This window comes from Streptomyces sp. NPDC086549, assembly GCF_044746205.1.
Taxonomy (GTDB): domain Bacteria; phylum Actinomycetota; class Actinomycetes; order Streptomycetales; family Streptomycetaceae; genus Streptomyces.
The window spans coordinates 33,944-46,764 of the sequence record NZ_JBIVBS010000005.1; the positions used below are offsets into that span (position 1 = coordinate 33,944).

The 12,821-nt window shown below is 70.9% G+C and carries 8 protein-coding genes and 2 pseudogenes; 3 read left to right on the plus strand and 7 right to left on the minus strand.

The genetic code is table 11. From position 1 onward, the window contains the following. Window positions 1-226 precede the first annotated feature (226 nt). Window positions 227-881 (plus strand): annotated as a pseudogene (locus tag ACIPSA_RS18125) (DNA polymerase III subunit alpha); the annotation flags it as partial. On the opposite strand, the pseudogene ACIPSA_RS18130 reads toward ACIPSA_RS18125, so the two are convergent. The 4 genes and pseudogenes from ACIPSA_RS18130 to ACIPSA_RS18145 all read right to left on the minus strand — a co-directional run. After that, window positions 854-1,084: pseudogene (locus ACIPSA_RS18130) on the minus strand (ISL3 family transposase); the annotation flags it as partial. The pseudogenes ACIPSA_RS18125 and ACIPSA_RS18130 sit on opposite strands and share 28 nt — an antisense overlap. Before the next feature lie 696 nt (window positions 1,085-1,780). Beyond that, on the minus strand, window positions 1,781-3,169 hold the full coding sequence (locus ACIPSA_RS18135) for a cytochrome P450 (protein ID WP_402635577.1): 1,389 nt from the start codon (window positions 3,167-3,169) through the stop codon (window positions 1,781-1,783). 2 nt (window positions 3,170-3,171) lie between these two features. Then, on the minus strand, window positions 3,172-4,320 hold the full coding sequence (locus ACIPSA_RS18140) for a terpene synthase family protein (protein WP_402635580.1): 1,149 nt from the start codon (window positions 4,318-4,320) through the stop codon (window positions 3,172-3,174). A 504-nt stretch (window positions 4,321-4,824) separates the two neighbouring features. Then, on the minus strand, window positions 4,825-7,401 hold the full coding sequence (locus ACIPSA_RS18145) for an ATP-binding protein (RefSeq protein WP_402635583.1): 2,577 nt from the start codon (window positions 7,399-7,401) through the stop codon (window positions 4,825-4,827). 462 nt (window positions 7,402-7,863) lie between these two features. On the opposite strand from ACIPSA_RS18145, the gene ACIPSA_RS18150 reads away from it, so the two are divergent. Together ACIPSA_RS18150 and ACIPSA_RS18155 are read left to right on the plus strand one after the other, a co-directional pair. Then, the gene (locus tag ACIPSA_RS18150) at window positions 7,864-9,687 is read left to right on the plus strand and encodes an ABC transporter ATP-binding protein (RefSeq protein ID WP_402635586.1); all 1,824 of its coding nucleotides are present in this window, start codon (window positions 7,864-7,866) and stop codon (window positions 9,685-9,687) included. A gap of 161 nt (window positions 9,688-9,848) precedes the next feature. After that, complete coding sequence (locus ACIPSA_RS18155; RefSeq protein ID WP_402635589.1) at window positions 9,849-10,106, plus strand: hypothetical protein; 258 nt, start codon at window positions 9,849-9,851, stop codon at window positions 10,104-10,106. Here ACIPSA_RS18155 and ACIPSA_RS18160 read toward each other — a convergent pair. The 3 genes from ACIPSA_RS18160 to ACIPSA_RS18170 form a co-directional block, all read right to left on the minus strand. Beyond that, window positions 10,091-10,798, minus strand: a complete 708-nt coding sequence (locus ACIPSA_RS18160; protein WP_402635591.1) for a GntR family transcriptional regulator — start codon at window positions 10,796-10,798, stop codon at window positions 10,091-10,093. The two genes, ACIPSA_RS18155 and ACIPSA_RS18160, sit on opposite strands and share 16 nt — an antisense overlap. A gap of 66 nt (window positions 10,799-10,864) precedes the next feature. Then, complete coding sequence (locus ACIPSA_RS18165) at window positions 10,865-11,866, minus strand: proline racemase family protein (protein WP_402635594.1); 1,002 nt, start codon at window positions 11,864-11,866, stop codon at window positions 10,865-10,867. 24 nt (window positions 11,867-11,890) lie between these two features. Then, window positions 11,891-12,787, minus strand: a complete 897-nt coding sequence (locus ACIPSA_RS18170; protein WP_402635597.1) for a dihydrodipicolinate synthase family protein — start codon at window positions 12,785-12,787, stop codon at window positions 11,891-11,893. Window positions 12,788-12,821 lie beyond the last annotated feature (34 nt).

The following is a 12,821-nucleotide window of genomic DNA, read 5'->3' on the forward strand; positions in this document are numbered from 1 at the left end:
GGCAGGGAAAGCAGTCACCCATGCAGCGGCCTCCTGCGACCAAGCAGAGTCGAACTCCACCTGCCTCGCGAGGAGTGCTCCCAGAGGTTCAGGAACAGGTTGTCAACCCAGCCGCCGGGAGGCGCAGGTGAGTGCGGAGGGCGTCGCGGCCTCGGTCCGTGAGTCTGACGACGCGGGTGCTGTCGATGCGCACGGCGAGCCAGGACCGCGCGCTGCCGAGCGCGGGATGACGACGCTCGCGCGGACCGACCGGGACACCGTCGCGGGCACGGTCCGCTTCGCTGCCGCTGCCGCTGCCGCTGCCGCGGCCGTCGGTATCCGCCCCTCTTCGACGTCGCCGTCGCCCCGTTCACCCCGCCCGACCCGGCCGCGTACGCCCGTGCGCGGCGGCGCGCACGTGATCGAGCCGCCGCTGCGGATCACCCTGCTCGCGCAGTACGTGGCCGGGTGGGCGCGGCTGTGCCGCCTGGTGTCCGCCGCGCACGCCCGAGGCCGACGGCGCGGTGCCGGTCGTGTGCCGGCCCCGCCTGCGCGCGTACGCCGACCAGGACCTGCTCGGCCCGGCCTCCGAACCGGTGCGGGCCCTGTCCGGCGGCCGTCCCGACGTCGCCGAGCAGCTGCTCGCGCCGTGGCGGGAGCCGGCCGGAGAGCGGCTGCGGCTGGAAGCCGTGCACCTGGGACGGCAGGGTACCGGCGCGGGCTCACTGCGGCTGGCCGCGCGCACCGTGGGCCTGGCCGACCGGCTCGGTGTACGTACGGTGCTGACGAACGCGGTCCGCTACGCCGACTCAGACCAGCATCGGCTGGCCGACGTTCTCGACGCGGCCCGGTTGCTGCGGCCCGTCGACCGCCGGCACCTGTACGGCGGCGAACGCCGGCTGATCACCAAGGTGGTGGGTCGCCGGCCGAGCGGCTCGTGCACCGGCCGCCGGGTCACCGTGTCGCGCGGCGATCCTTCACAGCCGCACCGGCGGCACCACCGGTCCGGCTCAACGACTCGGCATGCCGGCACTGCACGATCCGGGTCGAGCCCCTGCCCGGTGACTTCGAGGCCGAGTGCATCGAGCCGGGCGAACGTGGTCAGGTCGGGACGGTCGTAGGTTGCGTCAAGCGCGTCGAGGTCTTCCTGATGGGGCCTCTACGCCCCTACGCGGCCTCCCGACCTCGGCCATGCGCGCGAATCAAGCCCCTGGGGACGCCGTGGCCCAGACGACGGCATGAATGATCGGGGGCCAGATGAACTGGGCTTGTGTGACCCTCAACGGCAAGCCTGTCGTCTGTGCGGCGACGCATCCGCGATGCGTTCGCCGAGCAGTACCCTCGCGATTCCCGCTCAACCGCAGCGGCGGCACCAACCATCGGCTTGACCACGCGACAAGCCAGGACCGCACGATCAGGGTCAAAGCGTTGCCCCACGACGACCAAACCGAGACTCGTCGAGCCCGGCGACCAGCTGGCAACGTCCACACCCTCGACTGTGAAGAGCGAGTTCAGGGGCAGAGGGACGGCACGTCCCGCCTCGAGATGTCGGCGTTCGAGGACGGACCCCTGGGGACCAGATGGGGACCACACGGTACGCGCGATGGTGTACGGCGGAACCTCGGACGCACGATTCGCGCTCATAATTAGTCCATTATGTCACGACAATCCCCTTGGTCCTCACTGCTGGGGGTCAAGGGGTCGCAGGTTCAAATCCTGTCGTCCCGACTTGCGAAGGCGCAGTTCAGGGCCCGGGCCGGAGTATTCCGGCCCGGGCCCTGCCTTGTTCCGGTGACACCGGTCACTCCGACGTGGCGCTGCTTCCTCGGCGACGTCGCTCGGGGATCATGGGGAGCGGGCCCGTACTCAGGCTTGCCTTCGGCTCCGGCCGGATGCCGGGGCCGGGCTGGGGCCTCAGCCGCCAGCCCGAGGCGACGGCGGCCAGGGCCAGCGCGACTTCGACCGCGGCGAACCTGTCGCCGATGCATTTGCGGCTTCCGCCGCCGAAGGAACTCCAGGCACCGCGCGGTATGGTCTTGGCCCGCTCGGGCAGCCAGCGGTCGGGGTCGAACCGTTCCGGGGCGGAGAACAGGGCCGGGTCGTGACCAAGGGCGTAGAAGCTGAGCAGGACGATGGTGCCCGGGGCCAGTCGGACTCCGCCGAGCTCCGTCTCGCACGTGGTCGACCGGGTCAGCAACCACGGGGGCGGATACAGGCGCAGTGCCTCGGTGACGATGCGCCGGGTGTAGTCCAGGTGGGGCAGGTCGGCGAAGCCGGGCCGGCGGTCGGGGAGAACAAGGTCCATCTCACGGTGCAACTGCTCCTCGGCCTCGGGATTTTCGCCGAGGAGGTGGAAAATCCAGGCCAGGGTGTTCCCGGTGGTCTCGGTCGCGCCCAGGAGCAGGGTGATGACCTGATCGTGGATCTCATGCCCGGCCAGTCGCTCGCCGGTTTCCTCGTCCTCGGCCGCGAGCAGGCCCGACAGCAGGTCCCCGTGATCGATTCCGGCCGGATGGCTGCTGATGGTCTCGTCGATGACGCTGTGCATCCGCCCCAGTGCCCGGTCGAAACGGCGGTTGTTCCGGGTCGGCAGCTTCTCCATCAGGCTGAGGGGCGCGACCATGCGTGTGAAGAAGCCCCGGGTGATGACCGGCAGACAGCGCTGTATCTCGGCGACGGCCCGGTCCTCGATCCGGGTGGAGAACAACGTGCGGACGATGATGCGCGCCGTGAGCGCCTGCATCGCGGTGTTGACGTCGAAGGCCTGCCCTTCCTGCCACGAGTCGACCATGGAGCTGATCTCCTGGTCCATCACGGTGGCGTATCCGGGCATCCTTTCGGGGTGGAAGGCCGGTTGCATCAGCCGGCGCTGACGCCGGTGGTCCGCCCAGCAGGACGTGGCAAGGCCATTGCCGGTGAGGAGGCGGACCTTGTCGAAGACCGGGCCGCCTTTGTCGAAGGTCCGCGAATCCCGCAGTACCTGCTGGACCAGGTCGGGATGGCAGGCCAGGTACGTCCGGCGTGGGCCGAGCCGCACCTCCACCAGATCGCCGTGAGCGGGCAGCGCGGCCAGGAAGTCCAGCGGCCGACGCCGCAGTGGTATCGCGTGGCCGAGGAGCGGGAGCCCACCGGGAGCCAGGCCCGTGGCCGCGGCGCGCGAGTCCGGTCGTGCCTCGTGGGTCGTCGTCAACTCTAAGGCTCCTTCCAGTGCGGAATCCGGCTGCGCCGGCCCGCTGTTGTCCTGCTTGCGTCGCCGGCCCGGGGCAGAAATCTGGCGATGGGAGCGGTGAGGCTGATCCAGCCGGAGGTGGAGCCGTCCCATACGGATCCATCGCCGAAGTAGCGAGGGGTGAGGTATTCGTATTCCTGGCTGCCGGCCAGCAGATGATCAAGCCCGTCGAGGTAGGAGCGGACGTCTGCGCGGGCGCCGAACGGGCCGTGCCGCACGGCGTCCCGGGCCGCGATGTACGCATGCTCATGGAGCCCGACCAACTCGCAGACGCGGTCGACGGCCCGCTGGAGCGTCAGCCCGCCGTGGCAGCACAGCACGCGTACCGCGTTCATGGGGTCTCCGTGCTCCTTGCGCAGGGACAGCAGGTCGTTGACGAGGATCAGCTGACGCATCGCGTGGTGGTGCACAGCCACGAACTGCGGTGACGCGGCCGGCCCGGTCATGTCGACGGCGAGGGCGTATTCGGTGAGCAGGAGGATGAAGTCGCAGCCGAAGCTGTCGATTCGTATGGTCAGGTACGTGTCGTAGTCCGGAACCGAGCCGGTCAGCTGGTGCGGGAGCTCGGCGGCGATTCCCCGCAGGAAGCGGCTCATGCTCGCCCTGAACCGGAGGACCTGATCCGGCGTCAGTCCCGCGCTGATGCGCCGCCACAGGTCCCGGGCCGCCCGTCCGAACGGGGAGTCGTCGCTCAGTGCGACGTCGGTCCCGGCGGCGAAGTCGGCCAGGATCTTGTCGAAGACGTCGCGTGCTCCGCGATCGCTGGCTCCCAGCCCGGAGTGGTCCGCCGCCAGACTGTCGATGAGCCCGACGAAATGGTAGAAGTCGGCGAGATCCAGTACGCGCTGTTCGTCGGCCGTAGGAGCGATGAGGGGCGCGTACAGGCCCACGCGTTCGCGCAGGAGTTTCAGCAGGTCCCCCTCGTCGGCGAAGCACCCTGCCAGATACCGGCGCACCCAGGCATTCGACCGGAACTCGATCTGCGCCGCCTTGGGGTGGTACGCCACAGGAAGCAGCCGCGGCAGCTCGGGAAGGAAGAATCCCTCGGCCTTCTCGCACTCGTGCCGGGAAAGCAGCGAGGTGCCGGTGCGCAGCGGTGAGATGTCAGACATGGGGTCCCCTGGAGTCACGGGAGTTCATGGCAGGCGATCGAAGTGCACACGTTCGCTCGGGCCCTCACGGGATGCGCGCGGGGGCGCCATGAGCCGGGCGGCGTAAGGCCGCGGTGGCACGAGGTGGGAACGGCACGCCGTCGAATACGCTCAGGGCCCTGCCCTGAGGGGACGCTGCCGCGAGGTCCAGCGCCAAGGGATCGAGCGTGGGTACGGCCCGATCCTGCGTACCTATCGCCGCTCGCATGACCCCCCCCAGGAATGCGCCGTGACAGCGGAGCTCCGGAAAGAGCTGCCGCTACCCGCGTCAACAGTGAGGGATCACGGAAGACCGTTGCTCCTTCAGGACTCACATGGAGCCTTTACGGGGCACGTGCCGGCGAAACGTACAACGGTCCCCACCCGCCTCATGGTTCACGATCTGGCGCGTACGGGGGCGCACTCCTGGTGTCGCCGCGCCCCGTCGCGGCGTGGTGTTGCGCCCTCGGCGGCGCCTGTTCGGCTCTACGTCAGGCGCCGGGGACTCAGTCCCGCGGCGACGAGTTCGTCGCGTGCCTGGGTCACCACGGGATCGGCGCCGCACTGAGCCGCGAGATCCACACCCTGGTACAGCGGCTCGGCGGCCTGCGACACCCGCCCGGCTCGGCGCAGTGCCGTTCCCAGCTCGACCAGTGCGCAGGCGAGCTCGTACGACGAGGGCGATCGCTCCAGTTCCGTGACCGCACGCTGCAGCAGGGTGATGGCCTGGGGACCGTCGCTCAGCCCTGCCATGACGCGCAGCGCATGCCCCGTGGTGGACGCCGCGCCGAAGCGTTCGGCACGGCCCACCGCTCTCTGCGCCAGTTCGCGGGCATGCCGGAGATCCGTGGCGCGGGATGCGAGGGCGAGGCGCAGCTGCCATGGATACAGCCCCGGATTGCGCATCCCGTGTCCGTCGAGCCGCTGTCCCACCCGGGTCAGTTCCGCTGCCGCCTCCTTTTCCGTTCCCCGGGCCAGCAGGAGCTCGGCGTGGACGGTCTGCGCGTCGGGAATCGTCACGGCGGACGGGAACGGTTCACCGAGACCGTGATCCGCCGCCATCTTCTCCGCCGCCTCGACCTGCCCCCGGGCGAGCAGGATCTCGATCAGGCTGCCGATCGCGCACCAGTGCACGGGCAGCTCGGGGCTCACTCGGTCGGCCAGCCGCAGTCCCGCCCTGACGAAATCCTCCGCGTCGGCGAGCTTGCCGCAGCGGAACCGGATGTAGCCGAGGAAGGTGTAACCGAGTGCCAGGGGAGTGCCACGCCATCCTTGGTGCTCGAACTCCGCAATGCCACGGGCGAACAGTTCTTCGGCCCGTTCGGGACGGTCGCAGAGCAGGAAGGTGAGCGCCACCAGTACCGGAACCTCGAACCCCCAACGCTCGTCGGTCCAGCTCATGTCGTCGCTCTTCGCCCGCTCGGCGTACTCCAGGGCCGTCGACACCGACTCGCCGCGCACCGCGGCGTCCCAGCCGCGCAGCCCGAAGAGATACCGTTCGGTTTCCTCGCGTCCGGTCAGACGCTCGGTGAGCTGGGTGAGCCGGCGAGACAGTGCCGGCCCGTCGTGGTCCTCGGACGTGAAGGCCGCCAGCATGAAATGTTCGGTCAGCAGCCGCAGACGGCCCCGCGCGTCCGCGGTCGTGCGGGCTTCCTCCTCCATGACGTGCGTCGCTTCGGACAACCGGTCGCAGTACGCCAGCGCCCGCGCGAGACGGATCACGATGTCCTGGCGCAGTACGGCCGGCAGATCGGGCTCGTCCAGCGCCGCCCGCAGATGGTTGACCGCGGTCACCGGGTCCTGGGTCAGAGCCGGCGAACCGAGCTCGTGCAGGATGGCGGCCCGCAGCTCCGCGACCGGAGATTCGCGCAATGCCCTGCTCAGACAGCGACGGGCGGCCTCGGGAGCGCCCCGGCGCACATACTCGCGGGCCGCGTCGCGCAGTTGGCGCGCCACCGCGTCGTCGCCCTCGGGCTGAGTCTCCAGCAGGTGCCGCGCCGCCACCGCGGGACCGAGCCCCGTCTCGATGAGTTCCCACGCCGCTTTGCCGTGCAGGGCCACGCGAGTCGCGCCGGGAATCGCCCGGTACACCGCCGTGGCAATGAGCGGATGGGCGAACTCCGGCCGCCCGCCGGGCTTGAGGATGTGCTCGGCCCGCAGCCGGTCCGCGGCCTGTGAGACATCCGCCGGGCCCAGCGCGGCCAGGGACGCCACCAGATCCGTGGTCGCCTCCGAACCGAGGATGGCCACCGCCCAGGCGAGGCGGGTGGCGGACGTGCCCAGTTGCTCCAGCCGGTCCACCAGGCCGCCACCCATGGTGGTGGCTGCCGCCAGGTCCCGCAGCAGCCCGGCATTCTCCCGGACGGGATCGACTCCCCGCTCGCGGATTCTGGCCGCCAACTCCACTGTCTCGAAGGGATTGCCGCCGGTGACCAGCCACGCCTCGTGGCAGAACGCCTCTTCGACGTCCGTGGCCAGCGCACCCCGCAGCAGCTCGCAGACCGCGTCGGGCGTCAACGGCTCCAGGTCCAGCGGCCGTACCCGGTTGCGCTCCATCATGCCGCTGAACGCCTTCGCGCCCTCGGTCCCTTCCGCCGGCCGGTATGCGACCACCATCAGCGCCGGCAGCTCCTCGGCCTGTCGGGCGAAGGAGGTCAGCCACATGAGAGATTCGAGATCCACCCAGTGCGCATCATCGACGATCATGACCAGCGGTCCGTGCCGCAGAGCCATGTTGGTGACCAGCCAGTCCAGGCCGTCCCGCACACCCTGCGGGTCGGGCGTCGCTCCTTCTCCCGGGGGACACAGGCCGATACAGGGCCCGATGATCGCGTACCAGTCGCCCAGCAGCTCGCGCCGCTCACCGTCCGAGTACGAGGCCAGCAGCGGCTGGAACAGCTGCCGCACCACGTGGAAGCCCACGCCCTGCTCCAGTTCGCCGCCCCTGGCGGACAGCACCCGGCTCTCGCGCTCTGCCGCGAGCCTGCGCACCTCGTCCAGCAGGGTCGTCTTGCCCGCTCCCGCGGCGCCCGTGAAGGCCAGCACCCCGTCCCGGCGTGTCACGGGGCTCGTCGCGCCTGACTGCGCACGGCTGCGCAGAGCGTCCAACGATGCCTGCGCCGCCGCCAGTTCCACGTCTCGTTCAAGAGCGCCGGGGCTGATCCCGGCGTCCCGATGGTGCCGTCCGCCGGCTCCCGCTTGCGTCTCACGTTGCTGTGCCTCGGCCCGACCCACCAGCACTCGTTCCCCTCGCGGCATGGCGCCCTCCGTTGCGCGCCGGTAATCCCACCTTGACATAGCGTATCCAGCCATCGACGCTCCGCGAGCGGGCAATGGTGCACAAACACCGCGCGCGAGCGCATGAAGCCAAACTGCCGCAGCCTCACCTGCTGGAGAACGGCGAACCCGTGCTTCGGGTCACGGCGGTGTGCCGTCAGCCCCGAAAAACCTTTGGACGTGACGGGAGCCGCCGCGGGACACTGCGATTTCTCACTTTCCGTACCCACCTGACGACACAGGGTTGTGATGGGATCGCCTCGATCGCACCGGGTTCCCCCTGCCAGGGGTCCGGTGCTCCTCGCACTTCGTTACTACGGGCGGGAGCTGGCCCGCCTCCGGCGGCTGACGGTGCCCGCGATGCTGCTGCCCGCGCTGGGCAACATCGGCCTCAACTACATCGCGCCGCTGGTCGTCGCCAAGCTCGTCGGCCGCATCGCCGGCGACACCGGCGACTCCCTCGGCGCGACGCTGCCGTACGTCCTCGGCTTCGTCGGCGTCATGCTGCTCGCGGAGGCGCTGTGGCGCGTCGGCCTGCACTGCGTGAACCGTCTCGACGCCCTCGGCATCGAGCAGCTGTACCTCATCGGCATGGACGAGCTGTTCGCCAAGGACGCCGCGTTCTTCCACGACAACTTCGCCGGGTCGTTGACCAAGCGGGTGCTGAGTTTCGCCTCCCGCTTCGAGGATTTCGTCGACACGCTGACGTTCAACCTCGTGGGCAGCCTCGTGCCCCTGGTGTTCGGGTCGGTGGTGCTGTGGCGCTACGATCCGCTGTTCGTCGTCGGGCTCCTGGTGATGATCGCGCTGACGGCGCTGTGCGTGGCGCCCCTCATCCGTCGCCGCCAGGCGCTGGTCAACCAGCGCGAGGAGGCGATCGCCCGGGTGTCGGGCCATGTCGCCGACAGCCTGATGAACATGGACACGGTACGGGCGTTCGCCGCGGAGGGACGCGAGGCCGCCGAGCTCCGGTCCCGCGTGGCCACGTCACGGCGGCTGATGCTGCGGTCGTGGGACTACGGCAACCTGCGCATCGACACGCTGGTCGCGCCGATGTCCGTGCTGACCAACGCGCTGGGCCTGCTGATCGCGGTCGCGGTCGGCGGGGGCGGGCACGGCGTGGAGGCGGTCGTGGTCGCCTTCACGTACTACACCAACGCGACCCGGATCATGTTCGAGTTCAACCAGATCTACCGCCGTCTGGAGAGCTCGATGACGGAGGCCGCCCAGTTCACCGAACTGCTGCTGGAGCCGCCGACCGTGCTCGACCCGGCGTCGCCGGAGCCGCTGCCGTCCAAGGCCGCCGAGGCCGCCGACGTCCGCTTCGAGCGGGTGACCTTCGCCCACGGGGGAGGGGATCCGCTGTTCGAGGGCCTCGACCTGGCTGTGCCCTGCGGCACGAAGGTGGGTCTCGTGGGTAGGTCCGGCGGGGGCAAGACCACGCTCACCCGGCTGCTGCTGCGGATGACGGACATCGACGCGGGCCGGATCCTGATCGGGGGTCAGGACATCAGCCGGCTGCGCCAGTCCGACCTGCGCGGCCTGATCGCCTACGTGCCCCAGGACCCGGCGATGTTCCACCGCACGCTGCGGGAGAACATCGCGTTCGCCCGGCATGACGCCACCGACGCGGAGATCCGCCGCGCGGCCGAGGCGGCGCACGTCACGGAGTTCGCCGACGCGCTGCCGCACGGCTTCGACACGATGGTGGGGGAGCGGGGCGTCAAGCTGTCCGGCGGGCAGCGCCAGCGGGTCGCCCTGGCCAGGGCGATCCTGCGGGACGCGCCGATCCTGCTGCTCGACGAGGCGACCAGCGCCCTGGACTCCGAGAGCGAGATCCTCGTGCAGGAGGCGCTGTGGCGGCTCATGGAGGGGCGGACGGCGCTCGTGGTGGCGCACCGGCTGAGCACGGTCGCGGGCATGGACCGGCTCGTCGTCCTCGACCGCGGGCGGATCGTCGAGCAGGGCACGCACCAGGAGCTGCTCGCGTCGGAGGGCGCCTACGCGAAGCTGTGGCGGCACCAGTCGGGCGGCTTCCTCGACGACAGACCGGCGGGGGCCGACGTGCGCTGAACGCGAGGCCCGCCGGGGCTCCGCGCCGGGCCGCGGGAGCCGTGGACGGCATTCGTACCGTGCGGCCCGGTGGCCCTTCGCCCGGCCGCCCGGTCGTGGCGTGAGGACGACACCGTACGGATCTCTCGTTCCGGGAACCCTCGTGGCCCGCTCCGAAGCCCATGTCCCCACCGCCCGCCCGCGCCACGGCGAACAGCGCGCCTCGCACTTCGCGTTGGCGGGCCGTCCTCCCGGACGGCGCGGGAAGCCTCACCGCCGTCGCGGGCGCGCTGTCGGCCGCCGTAAAGGCGGACGCGAACACCTCGCCCGGCCGGCGGACGCCCCGGGCCGTCACCCGGTCCGCATGGGCGCCCGGGACGACGGTCGTGGAGCGGTGGTACGACATCGGCGACCCCGGTTCCGCTCAGCGTGGTTGCTGATCGGTCCGTGCGGCCCACAGGCCGCGTACGTGGCCCAGGTGGCGGGTCATGATCTCGTGTGCGGCCCGCGCGTCGCGGTCCAGCAGCGCGTCGAGGAGCTCCAGATGCTCCTCCGCGGACGCCAGCAGACGGCCCGCCTCCACCAGCGCGGTGAGCCCGTAGAGGCGGGAGCGGCCCCGCAGATCGGCGACCACCTCGACGAGGTGGGCGTTGCCGGCCAGCGCGAGCAGGCCGAGGTGGAAGCGGGTGTCCGCCTCGACGTAAGCGATGAGGTCGCCCGCCACCGCGGCGGTCACGATCTCCCGGGCGGCCGGGCGCAGCGCCTCCAGGGAGACCCGGTCGGCCGTCCCCACCAGCTCCACCACGGTGGGGATCTCGATCAGCGAGCGGATGTGCGTGTACTCGTCGAGCTGCCGGTCGGACACGGCCGTCACCCGGAACCCCTTGTTGGGCACCGTGTCGACCAGGCCCTCCTTCGCCAGGTCCAGCATCGCCTCGCGCACCGGAGTCGCCGAGACGCCGAAGCGCGCGGCCAACGAGGGGGCCGAGTAGACCTCGCCCGGCCGCAGCTCGCCCGCGATCAGCGCGGCCCGCAGTGCCTCCGCGACCCGCTCGCGGTAGCTGCTCCGACGGCCGCCCAGGCGGGGGAGTTCGGGTGCGGCAGACGAGGGGCTGCTGCGCTGGGCGGTCATCGGGTGTCTCCTTGGACCAATGATCGTACGAGCCGGTGCAATGTCATGTGCTGCCAGTATGGAGGGCTAGAGCACGAAGCCCTCCGGGAAGGGGTCGGTCGGATCGAGCAGGTACTGGGCCGTGCCCGTGATCCAGGCGCGGCCCGTGAAGCTCGGCAGCACGGCCGGGATCCCGGCGACCTCGGTCTCGTCCAGCAGCCGGCCGGTGAACCGCGTTCCGATGAAGGACTCGTTCACGAACTCGGTGTGCAGGGGCAGTTCACCGCGCGCGTGCAGCTGCGCCATGCGGGCGCTCGTCCCCGTGCCGCAGGGCGAGCGGTCGAACCAGCCGGGGTGGATGGCCATCGCGTGCCGCGAGTGGCGGGCGGTGGCGCCGGGCGCGTACAGGTGGACGTGGTGGCAGCCGCGGATGGAGGGGTCCTCGGGATGGACCGGCTCCGCCTCGGCGTTGATGGCGTCTATCAGGGCCAGGCCCGCTTGCAGGATGTCGTCCTTGCGGGCACGGTCGAAGGGCAGTCCGAACTCCGCCAGCGGCAGGATGGCGTAGAAGTTCCCGCCGTAGGCGAGGTCGTACGTCACCGTCCGCCCGTCGGCGAGCACGGCCTTGCGGTCCAGGCCGGCCGAGAAGGACGGCACGTTCCTGAGCGTGACGTTCCTGGCGGCTCCGTCCTCGACCGCGACCTCGGCGACGACGAGCCCGGCCGGGGTGTCCAGGCGGATGGTGGTGACGGGCTCGACGACTTCCACCATGCCGGTCTCCACGAGCACGGTCGCCACGCCGATGGTGCCGTGCCCGCACATCGGCAGATAGCCGGAGACCTCGATGTAGACGACGCCCCAGTCGCAGTCGGGGCGGGTCGGCGGCTGCAGGACCGCGCCGCTCATCGCGGAGTGGCCGCGCGGTTCGTTCATCAGCAACTGCTTGATGTGGTCCAGGTGTTCACGGAAGTACAGCCGCCGCTCGTTCATCGTCGCGCCGGGGACGGTGCCGATCCCGCCGGTGATCACGCGGGTGGGCATGCCCTCGGTGTGCGAGTCGACGGCGTGCAGGACGAGTCTGCTGCGCACTTGCCGGCCTCCTTCTCGGTCGAGTCAGTCGAGTCCCGCGGCGAGGGCCTTCTCGGTGGCGGCGCGGACCGCGGCCTCCTGCTCCGGCAGCAGAGGCACCCGCGGCGGACGCACCGGGCCGCCGTGCCGTCCGGCGACGTCCATGGACAGCTTGATGGCCTGCACGAACTCGACCCGCGAGTCCCAGCGCAGCAGCGGATGCAGCTGCCGGTACAGGGGCAGCGCGGCGCCGAGTTCTCCCGCCACCGCGGCCCGGTACAGCTCCGTGCAGGCGGCGGGCAGGGCGTTGGGGTAACCGGACACCCAGCCCTTGGCGCCCGCGACGGCCAGTTCCAGCAGTACGTCGTCCGCGCCGACCAACAGGTCCAGTTCCGGGGCGAGTTCGGCCAGCCGGTAGGCGCGGCGGACATCGCCCGAGAACTCCTTGACACCGTGGATGTGGCCCTCGCCGTGCAGCCTGGCGAGGAGTTCGGGGACGAGGTCGACCTTGGTGTCGATCGGGTTGTTGTACGCCACCACCGGCAGGCCCGCCCGGGCCACCTCGGCGTAGTGGACGAGCACGGACCGTTCGTCGGCGCGGTAGGCGTTGGGCGGCAGCAGCATCACGGACGCGCAGCCGGCCTCACCGGCCTGCTCCGCCCAGCGGCGGGCCTCGGCGGAGCCGTAGGCGGCGACGCCCGGCATCACCCGCGCGCCGCCGATCGCCGCCACCGCCGTCTCCACGACCCTGGCGCGCTCCTCGGGGGCGAGCACCTGGTACTCGCCGAGCGAGCCGTTCGGTACGACACCGTCGCAGCCGTTCTCGACCAGCCAGGCGCAGTGTTCGGCGTACGCGTCGAAGTCGACGGTGAGGTCGTCGCGCAGGGGAAGCGCGGTGGCGACCAGGACACCGTGCCAGGGGCGGTTCTCCGGGAGGGTCATGAAGTGGTCCCCAATCCGATGGTGTGTGACATAT